We start from the raw sequence: 14,666 nt of genomic DNA, 5'->3' as shown, positions 1-14,666 counted from the left end.
ATGTTCCGCGGGCCTTTTTGTTTGCTTGGCGATGCGATCAGGCGAGGATTGCCAGAAGCAGCAGCGCCACGATGTTGGTGATCTTGATCGCCGGGTTCACGGCCGGACCGGCCGTGTCCTTGTAGGGGTCGCCCACGGTGTCGCCGGTCACCGACGCCTTGTGGGCGTCGGAGCCCTTCAGATGACGTTCGCCGTTCTTGTCGACGAAACCGTCCTCGAAGCTCTTCTTGGCATTGTCCCAGGCGCCACCGCCCGAAGTCATCGAGATCGCCACGAAGAGGCCGTTGACGATGACACCGAGCAGAGAGGCACCGAGAGCCGCGAAGGCCGAGGCCTTCGAGCCCGAGAGCAGCAGCACGCCGAAATAGACGACGACGGGCGCCAGCACCGGCAGCAGTGAAGGAATGACCATTTCACGGATCGCCGCCTTCGTCAGAAGGTCGACGGCGCGGCCATAGTCCGGCCGTTCCGTGCCTGCCATGATGCCGGGCTTCTCGCGAAACTGCCGGCGAACCTCCTCGACGATCGAGCCGGCTGCACGGCCGACGGCAGTCATCGCAATGCCGCCGAAGAGATAGGGAATGAGGCCGCCGAAGATCAGGCCGGCAACCACATAGGGGTTGGAGAGGTCGAAGGAGATCTGCCCGACATCGGCGAAGTAGGGATATTTGTCGCCATTGGCGGCGAAATAGCTCAGATCGTTCGAATAGGCTGCAAAAAGCACCAGCGCGCCGAGACCGGCGGAACCGATTGCGTAGCCCTTGGTGACGGCCTTGGTGGTGTTGCCAACGGCGTCAAGCGCGTCGGTGGATTTGCGCACCTCCGGCGGCAGATGCGACATCTCCGCGATACCGCCGGCGTTGTCCGTGACCGGCCCGAAAGCATCCAGCGCCACGATCATGCCGGCGATGCCGAGCATGGCGGTGACGGCAATGCCGGTGCCGAAGAGGCCGGCGAGCTGGTAGGTCGCGATGATGCCGCCGACGATGACGATGGCCGGCAGCGCCGTCGATTCCAGCGAGACGGCAAGCCCCTGGATGACGTTGGTGCCGTGGCCGGTGACCGAGGCCTGGGCGATCGAATTCACCGGCCGCTTGTTGGTGCCGGTATAGTACTCCGTGATCACCACGATCAGCGCCGTGACCACCAGCCCGAGAATGCCGCAGATAAACAGGTTCCAGCCGGTGATGTCCTTGCCGGCGACGGTACCGATCGAGCCCCATCCGATGGTGAAGGATGTGGCCGCGCCGAGACCGAGGATCGACAGCACGCCGGTGACGATCAGCCCTCTGTACAGCGCTCCCATGATCGAATTGTTGGAACCCAGCTTCACGAAGAAGGTGCCGACGATCGAGGTGATGATGCAGGCGGCGCAGATTGCCAGCGGATAGACCATGACGGTTGCGAGCAACGGCGTCCCGGCAAAGAAGATGGCCGCCAGCACCATGGTTGCGACGATGGAGACAGCATAGGTCTCGAACAGGTCGGCGGCCATACCGGCGCAGTCGCCGACATTGTCGCCGACGTTGTCGGCAATGGTCGCCGGATTGCGCGGGTCGTCTTCCGGAATGCCGGCTTCGACCTTGCCGACGAGGTCGCCGCCAACATCGGCACCCTTGGTGAAGATGCCACCGCCGAGACGGGCGAAGATCGAAATCAGCGATGCGCCGAAACCGAGCGAGACCAGGGCATCGATGACTTCGCGCGAGGCAGGCTCATGCCCCATGCCGGCCGTAAGGACGACGTAGTAGACCGAGACTCCGAGAAGGGCCAGGCCTGCAACGAGAAGGCCGGTGATTGCGCCGGATTTGAAGGCGATGTCGAGACCGGAGGCAAGGCTGACGGAAGCAGCCTGGGCCGTGCGTACATTGGCCCGCACCGAAACATGCATGCCGATGAAACCCGCGGCACCCGAAAGGATCGCACCAATCAGAAAGCCAAAAGCGGCGGCGGGAGAAAGAAGAACCCAAGCGGCGATGAATACGACGACGCCGACAATGGCAATGGTCTTGTATTGACGCGTGAGATAGGCCTGCGCCCCTTCACGAATGTAGCCTGCGATTTCTTGCATGCGGGCGTTCCCCTGGTCGGCGGCAAGCACCGACTGTGTTGCCCAGATGGCGTAAGCCACCGCGAGCAACCCGCATGCGATAACGCCCAATAAAATGGTCATTTCGCATTACCCTCCGTTACAACCCGCGGACTCACTCCCGGCCGCAGGCCCCTCAAAACCGCGAATCACGCACCACCTCCTCAAGCAGCACCCCTCACGGCGCGGCCAGAGTGCGGTTGCAACGGGAGATCGTCAAGCCCCGAGAAACGCCACTGGCGGCGCCTCGTTCGCTTTAGATTTCAGGGGAATGGAGCGTTAGGCGGCGGCCTTGCGCGGCGCCCGCTTCAGGAGCAAGAGGAGGATAAGGCAAACGATCGTCACCGGCCACACGACCGCGTTCAGCATGTCCCAGCCATAGGCGGTGAGGACCTTGCCCGAGGCAAACGACGACAGCGCCACGGTGGTGAACAGGATGATGTCGTGGAAGGCCTGGACCTTGTCGGCTTCCTGCGGCCGGTAGCTGCTGGCGACGATCGCCGTCGAGCCTATGAAGCCGAAGTTCCAGCCGAGGCCAAGCAGCACCAGCGCACCCCAGAAGTTCCAGAGCTCGATGCCCATATGCGCGACTGCGGCGCAGGCCATGAGCAAGAGCAGGCCGCAACCGACGATGCGTTCCGCGCCAAAGCGGCTGATGAGCATGCCGGTGACGAAGCTCGGCGCAAACATCGCCAGCACGTGCCACTGGATGCCGAGCGTGGCGAGCTCGGTCGAGAAGCCGCAGCCGATCACCATGGCGACGGGGGCGCCGGTCATCATGAAGGTCATCAGCGCGTAGCTGGAAATGCCGCAGATCATGCCGGTGGCAAAGCGCTGGCTGCGGACGATCTCGCCGAGCGGACGAACGGACTGATCGTGGTGGGCACTCACCATTGCGCCCGGCTCGGGCAGCCGCAGCGGCGCGAAAAACAGGGCAGCGACGAGGCAAATCGGCATCAGGACGACGAAAGCCCCGGCAAAGGAAACCGGCGCGAACAGGTCGCCAGCGAAAATGACGATCTGCGGACCGAGAACGGCCGAAACGATGCCGCCGCCGAGGATCAGCGAGATTGCCTTGGGCTTGTAGAACGACGGGGACGCATCAGCGGCGGCAAAGCGCAGCTTCTGCGTAAAGCCGTTCGACGAGCCGAGCATCGCGAGTGCGAAGGCGAAGAGCCAGAAATTCTCGCGGAAGAGTGCGACGGCGGCGAGCGCTGCCCCGGCGGCCGCGATTGCGGTCCCGCTCATGAAGGCGAAACGGCGGCCGATCAGGCGCGACAATACCGCAACCAGCACAACGCCCAGCGCCATGCCGACGTTGAACGCGGTGAGCGGCGCGGTGGCCAGCGACTTGTCTTCCGCCAGCATCTGGTAGCCGGCGACACCGCCGACCGAAAAGCAGATGGGGCCGACGACGCCGAGCACGGCCTGCGCGGCGGTCAGGAGGTAAACGTTGCGGCGTGTTTCGCGAAGGGTGTTGCCCATGTCATCTGCAGCAGCCGCAACCATCGACCTTATTTCCTCGGTTCGCCGCGGACCTGTCGGGCAATGCGGTCGAGGACAGCATTGACCAGCTTGGGCTCGTCATCCGAGAAGAAAGCCTTGGCGATCTCGACATATTCCGTGACGATCACCGGAACCGGCACGTCCTTGCGCTCGAGCATCTCGAAGGTTCCGGCACGCAGGATGGCGCGCACGGTGGAATCGAGACGCGACAACGCCCAGTCGTCCTGAAGCGCCGAACCGATCAGCGGATCAAGCTTGCGCTGGTCGCGCACGACACCGGCGACAATCGACCGGAACCAGGAGGGGTCGGCCTTCAGGTAGGTGTCGCCATCGACATCCTGTCCGAGGCGATGCGCTTCGTATTCAGCAACCACTTCGAGGACACCGGTGCCGCCGATGTCCATCTGATAGAGCGCCTGCACCGCGGCAAGGCGTGCTGCACCGCGCTGGTTGACCTGCTTCAGCGGTTGATCCGAGGGGGTTTTCGTCACTTTTCCGTGCCCAGTTTCTTCTTAAGTTCAATCATGGTCAGTGCCGCACGCGCAGCAAAGCCACCCTTGTCGCCTTCCGACCGGCGCGCACGCGCCCAGGCCTGATCGTCGTTTTCGACCGTCAGGATACCGTTGCCGATCGCGAGGCTCTCGCTCACCGCAAGATCCATGATCGCGCGCGAGGATTCGTTCGCGACGATGTCGAAATGATAGGTTTCGCCACGAATGACCATGCCAAGGGCAACGAAACCGTCGTATTCGGTGCCGCCTTCATCGGCGCCGTCGAGCGCCATGGCGATCGCCGGCGGGATTTCGAGAGCACCCGGAACCGTTACGATATCATAGGTCGCCCCGGCTTCGTCCAGCGCATGTTTTGCTCCGTCGAGCAGAGCGTCGGCCATATCGTCATAGAAACGCGCTTCCACAATCAGGATGTGGGCTGCCGTGGTCTCTGCCATGGATCACCTGTCTTTGAGAATTCAGCGCCGGATGCGACCGGCCAAGGCGGCGGTCAAACCACGCCCGGCGTCGAATGGCAAGCAAATTCCACCGCAGACGGCCTTTTGCCGCGTCCGGCGGCCGCCAATAGCCACCATCCTAAGCTTCGCCGCTCCTCCAATTCGGTCCCACCGGAGGGCGCTGCCGCCGACGGGCGAAGACGGCAAGCCTTACGCCTTATTCGCCCCCATACGCGGCCTCACAGCCCCTGGTGAAACCATCGCGCGATTGCGCCTAGATGGTCTCGCCGATGGATTGCAACACTAGGATGTATTCCTGTAACCATCGTCGCTAATTTTAGCGATCGCAGGTTGACGACGGGACGAACGCGCGACACGGATAGAACGTATTAGCGTTACCGCGACAACGGTGCGCCAGGGAGGACCATGTGACCGATACGAAAAAGCCGATCGTTAATCCTAAAAACCTGGAACTCGACCACTGGACGCAAGGCACTTTCTTCGAATCCCGCGACGCCGCCTTCGGCGCGCTGCTCGGCCTCAAGGATCTGGGCATCGGCTACGGTGAAGTGCCGCCGGGCAAGTCTGGCTGCCCGTTTCACAATCACCATGTCGAAGAAGAAATGTTCATTATCCTCGAGGGTGAAGGGACTTACCGCTTCGGCAGCGAGCGTTACGCGGTCGGCCCGGGTGACATTCTGGGGGCGCCTGCGGGCGGTCCTGAGACGGCACATCACCTGATCAACACCGGCACAGTGCCGCTCAAGTACCTTTCGATCTCGACCAAGGCGGCAACCGAAATCTGCGAGTACCCGGATTCGGGCAAGTTCCTCGCCAGGACGCGCGGCACCAAAGGCGAGCGGTCGTTCAGCTTCACCGGCCGACCGGAAAGCGCCGTCGACTACTGGGACGGCGAGCCCGGTGCCTGACATCATCACAGCATAGGATCGAATATGCATAGCGTTCCCATCATCGAGACCGATCGCCTTGTCCTGCGCCCCTATCGCCGTGACGATTTCCCCGCCTATTCCGCGCTGTTCGGCGATGCCGAGGTCATCCGTTACGTCGGCGGGGTGCCGTTTACGCGGGAGCAGTCCTGGACCCGCTTCCTGCGCCAGGTCGGCATGTGGCACTATTTCGGCTTCGGCTTCTTTGCCATCCAGGACCGGGAGACCGGGACCTTTCTCGGCGAGGCCGGTTTCCACGACGTGCATCGCGCCATCACGCCTTCGCTCGAAGGGACGATGGAAACGGGGTGGGCGCTGTCGCCAAAAGCGCATGGCAAGGGGCTCGCAACCGAGGCCGTCAGCGCGGCGCTCAAATGGGCCGACCACCAGTTTCCGACGTTGCGCAAGACCTGCATCATCGATATCGGCAATCACGCCTCGATCCGGGTCGCCGAGAAGCATGGCTTCAAGGAATTCTGGCGCACGACCTATCACGGCAACCACGTGATCATGTTCGAGCGCCACCAGAAGGCAGCGGCTGCGACAGGCGAAAGATGGGCTCGCGCGCACGCCGAAACATGAACAAGTTTTAATTGTTTTCCCGATGCCAATGCCTTGGAAAGGGCCACATTCCGGCCCAGTTTCCTAGTCGTTGGCACGACGCGCCCTCCCCAAGAAGGGAGCAAACGCCGACCAATCAGTCGAAACAGTCCAGCGTTTTTGCTTGTGAGTGACAACACCCGCAAACGAACCCTGCTGGCCGCCGCAACAGGCGAACCTCACCGGCCCGGAAACCCGCAAGGTTCCGCGTTCCCGAATCGGGCCGGCTTGCGCCTTGTTGCTGGCAAGCAAAGGAGCATGACCATGAACCGCATAGCCAAGCTTTCCGTCATCGCTGCCCTCTCCGCCCTCTCCTTCGGCGGCGTCTCCTACGCTGCGAGCGCAGCCATGAACTGGCCGGCCGAGATCGACCACACCGTTCGCGACTTCAAGGGCGATCGTTTCACCGTCGTTGACGTGGATACGCTCAAGGAATCGAGCCAGACGCGCATGTGGATCGACGAAGCAACGCCGCAACAGCTTTCGTCTCTGCACGCCGCAGTGAACGCCAACAAGCCGCTGGCGGCCAAGCTAAAGGCCCAGAACGTTGAAATGAACAATATTGCCGGCGCGGAACAGGCAGCCGATGGCAGCCTGACCCTCTATCTGCGTTGAGTAGCCACACCTCCCAAAACACGAACCGCCCCCGTTGGGGGCGGTTTGCATTTGGGTGAATGAGAAAGTCCGCTTACGCCGGCTTTGGCGCCGGGAATTCGGCGAGGCGCGCTGCATAACGCGCCATGGTATCGACCTCGAAGTTGACGAAATCGCCGGCCTTGCGCTCGCCCCAGGTTGTAACCTCCAGCGAGTGACGGATCAGGAGCACGTCGAATTCCGCGCCATCCACCTTGTTGACCGTCAGAGACGTGCCGTCGAGTGCCACCGACCCCTTCGGCGCGACGAACTTTGCCAGATGCTCAGGCGCACGCAGGCGAAAGCGCACGGCGTCACCTTCCGCTTCCACCGATAGGATTTCCGCCTTGTCGTCGACATGGCCGGAAACCAGGTGGCCGCCGAGTTCGTCGCCGATCTTCAGCGAGCGCTCGAGATTGATGCGCGTGCCCTTCGTCCAGCCGGCGATCGTCGTCAGGCGGAGCGCCTCTTCCCAGGCCTCGACCTCGAACCAGCGCTCGTTGCTGCCGGCGTCAGGCAAGGCCGTCACCGTCAGGCACACGCCGGAATGGGCGATGGAAGCCCCCATGTCTATCGTCTTTGGGTCGTAGTGCGTGGCGACACGCAGCTTGATGCCTTCCTTCAGCGGGGTGACGGAATCGACGGTGCCGATATCGGTAACAATGCCTGTGAACATCAGTTTTCTCTTTCGTATTCCTCGAACAAATCGTCGCCATACCGTGCCTCGGCGACGCGCCGGAAGCCTGCCGGCACGGACTTACGGTCAAATGGGGATGCAATGCCGTTTTCGCCAATGGTCCCCGGTCCGGTGTAGAGCTGGATACGGTCGACGAGGTCCGCATCGAGAAAGGCGCGTGCAGCCACAGCACCGCCTTCGACCATCAGCGAGGAGATGCCGCGGGAGGCGAGTGCCGCAAGAAGGTCGGCGATCGAACCGGCTTCGAGCACCTCGACACCGGAGGCCTCCAGGGCCGCCTTACGTGCTGCTCGGCCGTCATCGACGTCCGCATCCGCATCGCCGGAACCGTCGCTGGAGACCACGATAACGGGGACCTCCCGCGCCGTTAACACGAGTTTGGAGGAAAGCGGCAGGTCGAGCCGGCGGTCGAGAACGATGCGCAGTGGCGAACGATGTTCGAGCCCCGGCAAGCGCACGGTCAATTCCGGATCGTCGGCCGCAGCCGTGCCGATCCCGACCAGGATCGCGTCGGTCTCTGCCCGCAGCATCTGCACCTGCCCGCGAGAAATCGGACCGGTGATGCGCACTTGCCCCTCGCCCTTGCGCCCGATCATGCCATCGGCCGAAACGGCAAGCTTGAGAGTCACATAGGGACGTCGGCTGACCTGGCGCATGAGGTAGGCTTCAAGCGCGTGATGCCCTTCCTCGGGGAGCACACCGATATCGACAGTGATGCCGGCATCGCGCAGGCGCACGACGCCACGCCCGGCGACCCGCACGTCCGGATCGAGGATCGAAATCACCACGCGCGATATGCCGGAGGCGACGAGCGCGTCGGCGCAGGGCGGCGTCTTGCCGTGATGCGAGCAGGGCTCCAGCGTCACGTAGGCCGTAGCACCCCTCGCCTTCTCGCCGGCCTCGGTCAGCGCCTGAGTTTCGGCATGCGGGCGGCCGCTCCGCGCGGTTACGGCCCGGCCGACGATAACGCCGTCCTTGACGATCAGGCATGCGACCGAGGGATTAGTGGATGTCTGTCCGAGATGGTGGCGAGCCAGTCTCAGCGCCGCGGCCATGAACCTTTCGTCTTCACGGTTGGGTGCTGTCATGGCTCTATCCAGCCTGATCTACTCGCCGGGATCGCGCGCGATCTTGGCGCTGATCTCGGTGATGACCTTCTCGAAATCCTCCGCATGGGAGAAATCGCGATAGACCGAAGCGTAGCGCACGAAAGCCACGTCATCGAGGCTCTTCAGCGCTTCGAGCACCTGCAGGCCGATTTCTTCCGAAGGGATCTCGGTCTCGCCGGAGCTTTCTAGGCGGCGCACGATGCCGGAGACCGCCCGCTCGATGCGGTCGCGATCGACCGGACGCTTGCGCAGCGCAATCTCGAAGGAGCGCAACAGCTTGTCCCGGTCGAAAGGAACCTTCCGACCGGTTTTCTTGATGATCATCAGTTCACGCAACTGCACCCGTTCGAAGGTCGTGAAACGACCTCCGCAATCCGGACAAATCCGGCGGCGGCGAATGGCATTCCCGTCCTCTGCCGGACGGGAATCCTTCACCTGACTGTCTTCAGAACCGCAATAGGGGCAGCGCATGGGCGACCGATCACATGTAGCCGTACATCGGGAAGCGGTCGGTCAGCTTGACGACCTTGTCGCGCACGCTCGCTTCGACGGCAGCATTGCCCTCGTCGGAGTTGGCGACCTTCAGGCCGTCGAGAACCTCGACGATCCGCTCGCCGATTTCCTTGAACTCGGCTTCCTTGAAGCCACGGGTCGTGCCGGCCGGCGTGCCGAGACGGACGCCCGAGGTGACGAAGGGCTTTTCAGGATCGAACGGGATGCCGTTCTTGTTGCAGGTGATGAAGGCACGACCGAGAGCGGCTTCCGCGCGCTTGCCAGTTGCGTTCTTCTTGCGCAGGTCGACGAGCATCAGGTGGTTGTCCGTACCGCCCGATACGATGTCGAGGCCATTGGCCTTCAGCGTTTCGGCGAGCGTGCGGGCGTTCTTGACGACCTGGGCCGCATAGTCCTTGAACGACGGCTGCAGCGCTTCGCCGAGGGCGACAGCCTTCGCAGCGATGACGTGCATCAGCGGACCGCCCTGGAGGCCCGGGAAGACGGCCGAGTTGATCTTCTTGGCGATATCTTCGTCGTTGGTCAGAACCATGCCGCCGCGCGGGCCGCGGAGTGACTTGTGCGTCGTGGTCGTTGCCACGTGGCAATGCGGGAACGGCGACGGATGCTGGCCACCGGCGACGAGACCGGCGATGTGCGCCATGTCGACCATCAGCCAGGCGCCGACTTCATCGGCGATCTCACGGAAACGCTTCCAGTCCCAGATGCGCGAGTAAGCGGTGCCGCCGGCGATGATCAGCTTCGGCTTGTGCTTGCGCGCCTGCTCGGCGACGTTGTCCATGTCAAGCAGGTGGTCGTCTTCACGCACGCCGTAGGAGACGACGTTGAACCACTTGCCGGACATGTTGACCGGCGAACCGTGCGTAAGGTGACCGCCCGAATTGAGGTCGAGGCCCATGAAGGTGTCGCCCGGCTGCAGGAGCGCCAGGAACACGGCCTGGTTCATCTGCGAACCGGAGTTCGGCTGAACGTTGGCGAAGTTGACGCCGAAGAGCTTCTTGGCGCGCTCGATCGCCAGTTCCTCGGCGATGTCGACGAACTGGCAGCCGCCGTAGTAGCGCTTGCCCGGGTAGCCCTCGGCATATTTGTTGGTCATGATCGAGCCCTGGGCTTCGAGCACGGCGCGGGAAACGATGTTCTCGGAGGCGATCAGCTCGATCTCGTGGCGCTGGCGACCCAGCTCCTTCTCGATCGCACCAAAGATGTCCGGATCGCTGTCGGCCAGAGAGCGGGTGAAGAAAGCGTCATTGGTCTGTTCAGGCATCGGCGCGAGGCTCCTCTCAAGGGTGGCAGTTCTTTAACTTCCTCGCACGGAGAGAGCAATATCCGCTGTGCGGTTTGCGTCATTTCCCCCATCTGCCGCGCCGAAATATCGCGGGGTGCGGCGCATGAAAAAGCCGCGCTTCCAGGGGAAACGCGGCTTTTCGATTTCGTGTCGCAAACCTGCTTATTGCGGCAGGGCGTCCTGGTCGACCGAACCGGCCGACTGCTCGACGCCATAGGGCGTCTGAAGCGCGAGTTCGGTGGCACCGTCGCGCTGATAGATATCGTCGCGGAACTGCACCACGCCGTCCTTGGCGGACCAGGCGGTGATGTAGGTGAAGAAAACAGGGACTTCCTCGGCAAGCGTGATTGGCGTGTTGACGCCGGTCTTGATGGTCGCCTCGATCTGCTGGCGCGACCAGCCGGGCGTTTCCTTCAGCAGCCAGGTCGAAAGGTCGCGCACGTTCTGCACGCGTACGCAGCCCGACGATTCGAAGCGCATGAGCTTGTTGAACAGGCCCTGCTGCGGCGTATCGTGCATGTAGACCTGGTGCTCGTTGTGGAAGTTGATCTTCGTCGAGGACATCGCGTTGATCTTGCCCGGGTCCTGGCGGAACATCAGGTTCGGCGCCTTCTCGGCGTTCCAGTCGACGGTTTCCGGCGACACTTCGCCGCCGCTGCCGTCGAACAGGCGGATCGAGTTGCGCGCCAGGTAGGTCGGATCCTTACGCATCAGCGGCATGATATCCTTCTGGATGATCGAGCGCGGCGCGGTCCAGTAGGGGTTGAGGATGACCTCGTAAATCTTCGAGTTGAGGATCGGCGACTGGCGGTCGATCTTGCCGACGATCGCCGTGTGGCGCAGCGCCACGCGGCCGTTCTCAACCGCTTCGATATAGGCGGCCGGGATGTTGACCATCACGTAGCGGCGACCGAGCCCGCCCGACATCGACTGCAGGCGAACGAGGTTGGTCTGAAGCTGGCCGAGGCGGGTGTTGGCATCGACATTGATCGCCTTCAGCGTGTATTCGCCGATGACGCCGTCTGCCGGCAGACCGTGACGGGCCTGGAAGCGCTTGACTGCACCCTCGACGTAGCTGTCGAAGGACGAGGAGACACCGGCCGAGCGCGGCAGGTCGCCGGAAACCATCAGGCGCTGGCGGAGCTGCTGCACGGACGGGTCGGTGACGCCGAGTTCGAGCTTGACGCTGGTCTGGACCGACGGCCAGCCGCCCTGCGAAACGATGTTCTGGTAGTCGAAGATCGCCTGCTGCACGTGAGCGATCGTTTCCGGGCCGAAAACCGGCGTATTCGAAACGACCGTCGTCGCGGTGCGCGATGCCCCTTTCGCGTCAAACTGGTCGTCCCAGGAGCCGCGGCGAGGCGAATTGATGATCTCGTTCAGGGCGTCCTGTGCGCTTGCCGCGCCGGCGACTGCCACGGCGCCGAAGGTTGCTGCCGAGCGCAAGAAGGCGCGGCGCGAGAATGCATCAATTCCATTCTTTTTCGACATAATCCTACCATCCCAATGCGTTGGCACGCGCCCTATGCGCTGACACGCACGTTGCCGCAGCCCTAACACGATCGTGGTTAACAAAGGTCAACCAACGAGCCACCCTGCCCTCACAAGATTTCACGATGCCGCGAGTGAGGACCCTCATCCGGCAGGCGAAACGCGAAACGAATCCACACACCAGAAAACATGTGGCCGCACCTACCGCATGTCGTCGTCGCTGTCATAGCAATATGGCCAATTCGTGTCTCGGCGAGGCTGAACCGCGACATGGCATGCCTTTTGCTTTTCGCTAGGCGCGACGGGGCTGGAGCCGAAGTGGAAACGGCAACATTCTGATTTGCTAATGTTTTTGACTTGAAAAATCGCGCGAAGGCGCGGAAAGCGTGCCGCAGCTGTGCAGCTTTTCGGCAACAGGACAGGGTGCCGCAAATGGCAAAGGTCGGACACGCAGGGATTGCGCCCGACCCTTGAACTGGAGGTTTGCCTTGATCAGAGGCGGTACATGATTGAGTCGTTCCAGAAGCGATCGAGGCGCTGCAGGAGCTTGTTCATCTGGGTGAACTCGTCCGAACCGATCCCGCCGACCTTCTGGATCGAGCCGATGTGGCGCTCGTAAAGCTTGGCGACGGTTTCGGCGATTTCCTGGCCGTCTTCCGTCAGGCTGATGCGGACCGAGCGGCGGTCGACGCGGGAGCGCTGATGGTTGATCAGACCGAGGTCGACGAGCTTCTTGACGTTGTAGGAGACGTTCGAGCCGAGGTAGTAGCCGCGGGAGCGAAGTTCGCCGGCGGTCAGTTCCGAGTTGCCGATGTTGAAGAGCAACAGAGCCTGAACGGCGTTGACGTCGCTGCGACCTTCGCGGTCGAACTCGTCCTTGATGACGTCGAGCAGGCGGCGGTGCAGACGCTCGACGAGGTGAAGGGATTCCATGTAGAGACCGCGGATGGTTTCTTCCTGGGGGTCTCTGGCCTGAACTGCCTGCGGCTTCATCTTGGTGTTCATTTGACTGCCTCACTGTTTTGTTTGGCGGTGTCTGTTTGTCTTCCCGCCTTGAGTGAGACCCTATCGAATACGTCTAAAATTCTACTTAAACCGCAGCCTTAACAAGAGCTTGCCATTTGGCGACCCTGTCTCAGGGTGAATCAACTCTTACCTGCCTGGCAAGCCGCCAGCGCTGATAGAAGATCGCCGCGCGGAAAAGAACGAAGGTAACGGCGACCGCCGCGTGCAGCACGACCAGCAGCGGACGGGTGCCGAAACTGGCCGGATAGAACTCGTACATCACGATCTCGATCGCTGCCGCAACCACCCAGACGACCGGCCCCCAGGAGACCAGCAGCCACAGGCCGAGGGCAGCCACCGGATAGATCACGGCAAGTGCGGTTGCGGCCGCCCGCCACTCCGGCGTCAGGAGATCGAAGCGCCCGGCGCCGCCATGGGAAAAGCCGATCAGCATGGCCCAGTAGTTCAGCGCGAACCAGATACATGAAGCGGAGACCAGACGCAGGAAGAGACCGAAGAGGATCTCGGTCAGCGACGGTTTCGGCACATGGGCAGAATCATGAAGCATGGGCGGCAAGATAGGGCGGGTCTTTGCCATCCGCCAGCGGCATCACGGCCTCCCCTCCTCCGCGGCCACCCTTAAAGGGAAGAAATGCCGCAGCCCGTTCGCCGGCCGCGCGGTTCCCAATGACGGCCAGCCCATGATAAAGCGCTTGCCTATCGACGATTTTCACGGGAAAGGCGCGGCGCGATGAACGACAGGACAAATCTTGTGGACAGGGTTACCGGCCACCGCCGCATGCGCCGCAACCGCAAGGCCGACTGGACGCGCCGGCTGGTGCAGGAAAACCGCCTGACCATCGACGACCTGATCTGGCCGATCTTCATCGTGCCGGGAAGCAATATCGTCCAGCCGATCGATGCGATGCCGGGCGTCAACCGGATGAGTATCGACAAGGCGGTCGAAGCGGTGAAGGAAGCGGCCGATCTCGGCATCCCGGCGATCGCCACCTTCCCCAACATCGACCTGTCGCTGCGCGACGATACCGGCTCCAACAGCCTTGCCGCCGACAACCTGATCAACCAGGCGACACGCGCCTTCAAGAAGGCCGTGCCCGAAATCGGCATCATCACCGATGTCGCGCTCGATCCCTTCACCAGCCACGGCCATGACGGCATCCTGCGCAACGGCGAAATCGTCAACGACGAGACGGTCGAGACGATCGCAAGGGCGGCCGTCGCCCAGGCCGATGCCGGCTCCGACATCATCGCCCCCTCGGACATGATGGACGGTCGCATCGGCGCGATCCGCCAGGCGCTCGACGCGAGCGGCCACCAGAATGTCGGCATCATGTCCTATGCGACCAAGTTCGCTTCCGGCTTCTACGGTCCCTATCGCGAGGCGATCGGCACCGGCGGCCTTCTGAAAGGCGACAAGAAGACCTATTACATCGACCCCGCCAACGGCACCGAAGCGATCCGCGACGCAGCCCTCGACGTCGAGGAAGGCGCCGACATGCTGATGGTAAAGCCAGGCCTTCCCTATCTCGACATCTGCTGGCGGATGAAGGAAGCCTTCGGCCTGCCGGTCTTCGCCTATCAGGTGTCCGGCGAGTATTCGCAGGTAAAGGCCGCGGCTGCCAACGGCTGGATCGACGGCGAGAAGGTGATGCTCGAAACGCTGCTCGCCTTCAAGCGCGCCGGCTGCGACGGCATCCTCAGCTACTTCGCCGTCGAAGTGGCCCGCATCCTCGCCAAAGGCCGCTGAAACGCTCCGCTTGATCCGGGCCCAGATCCTTGTTTTGCAGGGAATGCCATCCCATATCCTTGCTGCAACCAAAC

General features: G+C 62.5%; 15 protein-coding genes. 4 read left to right on the top strand and 11 right to left on the bottom strand.

From position 1 onward, the window contains the following. Window positions 1-37: 37 nt before the first annotated feature. The 4 genes from L981_RS02735 to ribH all read right to left on the bottom strand — a co-directional run bounded on the left by L981_RS02735 (window position 38) and on the right by ribH (window position 4,544). On the bottom strand, window positions 38-2,173 hold the full coding sequence (locus tag L981_RS02735) for a sodium-translocating pyrophosphatase (protein WP_043611451.1): 2,136 nt from the start codon (window positions 2,171-2,173) through the stop codon (window positions 38-40). Window positions 2,174-2,368: 195 nt separating this feature from the next. Continuing rightward, window positions 2,369-3,598, bottom strand: a complete 1,230-nt coding sequence (locus L981_RS02730) for an MFS transporter (protein ID WP_043611450.1) — start codon at window positions 3,596-3,598, stop codon at window positions 2,369-2,371. 5 nt (window positions 3,599-3,603) lie between these two features. Further along, entirely contained in the window at window positions 3,604-4,086 is a 483-nt protein-coding gene (gene nusB, locus L981_RS02725) for a transcription antitermination factor NusB (RefSeq protein ID WP_043611449.1), read from the bottom strand. Further along, window positions 4,083-4,544, bottom strand: a complete 462-nt coding sequence (gene ribH, locus L981_RS02720; protein ID WP_043611448.1) for a 6,7-dimethyl-8-ribityllumazine synthase — start codon at window positions 4,542-4,544, stop codon at window positions 4,083-4,085. The genes nusB and ribH overlap by 4 nt, the downstream gene beginning before the upstream one ends. Window positions 4,545-4,972: 428 nt before the next feature. Here ribH and L981_RS02715 point away from each other — a divergent pair, with 428 nt between their 5' ends. From L981_RS02715 to L981_RS02705, 3 genes are all read left to right on the top strand, one after another. Next, on the top strand, window positions 4,973-5,473 hold the full coding sequence (locus tag L981_RS02715) for a cupin domain-containing protein (RefSeq protein ID WP_043611447.1): 501 nt from the start codon (window positions 4,973-4,975) through the stop codon (window positions 5,471-5,473). Between the two features lie 24 nt (window positions 5,474-5,497). After that, the gene (locus tag L981_RS02710) at window positions 5,498-6,073 is read left to right on the top strand and encodes a GNAT family N-acetyltransferase (protein ID WP_052201543.1); all 576 of its coding nucleotides are present in this window, start codon (window positions 5,498-5,500) and stop codon (window positions 6,071-6,073) included. A 282-nt stretch (window positions 6,074-6,355) separates the two neighbouring features. Beyond that, a complete protein-coding gene (locus L981_RS02705) occupies window positions 6,356-6,706 on the top strand; it encodes a hypothetical protein (protein WP_043611446.1) in 351 nt (116 codons plus the stop codon). 73 nt (window positions 6,707-6,779) lie between these two features. Here L981_RS02705 and L981_RS02700 read toward each other — a convergent pair whose 3' ends face one another. The 7 genes from L981_RS02700 to L981_RS02670 all read right to left on the bottom strand — a co-directional run bounded on the left by L981_RS02700 (window position 6,780) and on the right by L981_RS02670 (window position 13,392). Continuing rightward, window positions 6,780-7,400 (bottom strand): riboflavin synthase, encoded by a 621-nt coding sequence (locus L981_RS02700; protein WP_043611445.1) that lies wholly within the window; start codon window positions 7,398-7,400, stop codon window positions 6,780-6,782. Next, the gene (ribD, locus tag L981_RS02695) at window positions 7,400-8,509 is read right to left on the bottom strand and encodes a bifunctional diaminohydroxyphosphoribosylaminopyrimidine deaminase/5-amino-6-(5-phosphoribosylamino)uracil reductase RibD (RefSeq protein WP_043611444.1); all 1,110 of its coding nucleotides are present in this window, start codon (window positions 8,507-8,509) and stop codon (window positions 7,400-7,402) included. The genes L981_RS02700 and ribD overlap by 1 nt, the downstream gene beginning before the upstream one ends. Before the next feature lie 18 nt (window positions 8,510-8,527). Further along, window positions 8,528-9,001: a transcriptional regulator NrdR gene (gene nrdR, locus L981_RS02690; protein ID WP_034803756.1), complete on the bottom strand. Its 474-nt coding sequence runs from the start codon at window positions 8,999-9,001 to the stop codon at window positions 8,528-8,530. Between the two features lie 10 nt (window positions 9,002-9,011). Further along, window positions 9,012-10,307, bottom strand: coding sequence for a serine hydroxymethyltransferase (glyA, locus tag L981_RS02685; protein ID WP_043611443.1), 1,296 nt, complete (start codon window positions 10,305-10,307; stop codon window positions 9,012-9,014). A 183-nt stretch (window positions 10,308-10,490) separates the two neighbouring features. Further along, entirely contained in the window at window positions 10,491-11,819 is a 1,329-nt protein-coding gene (locus L981_RS02680) for a murein L,D-transpeptidase (RefSeq protein ID WP_043611442.1), read from the bottom strand. A gap of 492 nt (window positions 11,820-12,311) precedes the next feature. Continuing rightward, the gene (gene ldtR / locus L981_RS02675; protein WP_043611441.1) at window positions 12,312-12,824 is read right to left on the bottom strand and encodes a transcriptional regulator LdtR; all 513 of its coding nucleotides are present in this window, start codon (window positions 12,822-12,824) and stop codon (window positions 12,312-12,314) included. A gap of 130 nt (window positions 12,825-12,954) precedes the next feature. Further along, window positions 12,955-13,392, bottom strand: coding sequence for a DUF6163 family protein (locus L981_RS02670; RefSeq protein ID WP_043611440.1), 438 nt, complete (start codon window positions 13,390-13,392; stop codon window positions 12,955-12,957). Between the two features lie 183 nt (window positions 13,393-13,575). On the opposite strand from L981_RS02670, the gene hemB reads away from it, so the two are divergent. Then, window positions 13,576-14,592, top strand: coding sequence for a porphobilinogen synthase (gene hemB, locus L981_RS02660; protein WP_043611438.1), 1,017 nt, complete (start codon window positions 13,576-13,578; stop codon window positions 14,590-14,592). Window positions 14,593-14,666 lie beyond the last annotated feature (74 nt).

Origin of the sequence: Ensifer sp. ZNC0028 (assembly GCF_000799055.1) — a bacterium.
Taxonomy (GTDB): Bacteria; Pseudomonadota; Alphaproteobacteria; order Rhizobiales; family Rhizobiaceae; genus Ensifer.
This window is presented reverse-complemented; position numbering and strand designations above follow the sequence as displayed.

Excerpts from the sequence above, each read along its gene's own strand:
- L981_RS02735 (WP_043611451.1), bottom strand. The coding sequence starts at position 2,173 with ATGACCATTTTATTGGGCGTTATCGCATGCGGGTTGCTCGCGGTGGCT.
- L981_RS02730 (WP_043611450.1), bottom strand. The coding sequence starts at position 3,598 with ATGGTTGCGGCTGCTGCAGATGACATGGGCAACACCCTTCGCGAAACA.
- ribH (WP_043611448.1), bottom strand. The coding sequence starts at position 4,544 with ATGGCAGAGACCACGGCAGCCCACATCCTGATTGTGGAAGCGCGTTTC.
- L981_RS02710 (WP_052201543.1), top strand. The coding sequence starts at position 5,498 with ATGCATAGCGTTCCCATCATCGAGACCGATCGCCTTGTCCTGCGCCCC.
- L981_RS02705 (WP_043611446.1), top strand. The coding sequence starts at position 6,356 with ATGAACCGCATAGCCAAGCTTTCCGTCATCGCTGCCCTCTCCGCCCTC.
- L981_RS02700 (WP_043611445.1), bottom strand. The coding sequence starts at position 7,400 with ATGTTCACAGGCATTGTTACCGATATCGGCACCGTCGATTCCGTCACC.
- ribD (WP_043611444.1), bottom strand. The coding sequence starts at position 8,509 with ATGACAGCACCCAACCGTGAAGACGAAAGGTTCATGGCCGCGGCGCTG.
- nrdR (WP_034803756.1), bottom strand. The coding sequence starts at position 9,001 with ATGCGCTGCCCCTATTGCGGTTCTGAAGACAGTCAGGTGAAGGATTCC.
- glyA (WP_043611443.1), bottom strand. The coding sequence starts at position 10,307 with ATGCCTGAACAGACCAATGACGCTTTCTTCACCCGCTCTCTGGCCGAC.
- L981_RS02680 (WP_043611442.1), bottom strand. The coding sequence starts at position 11,819 with ATGTCGAAAAAGAATGGAATTGATGCATTCTCGCGCCGCGCCTTCTTG.
- ldtR (WP_043611441.1), bottom strand. The coding sequence starts at position 12,824 with ATGAACACCAAGATGAAGCCGCAGGCAGTTCAGGCCAGAGACCCCCAG.
- L981_RS02670 (WP_043611440.1), bottom strand. The coding sequence starts at position 13,392 with ATGCTTCATGATTCTGCCCATGTGCCGAAACCGTCGCTGACCGAGATC.
- hemB (WP_043611438.1), top strand. The coding sequence starts at position 13,576 with ATGAACGACAGGACAAATCTTGTGGACAGGGTTACCGGCCACCGCCGC.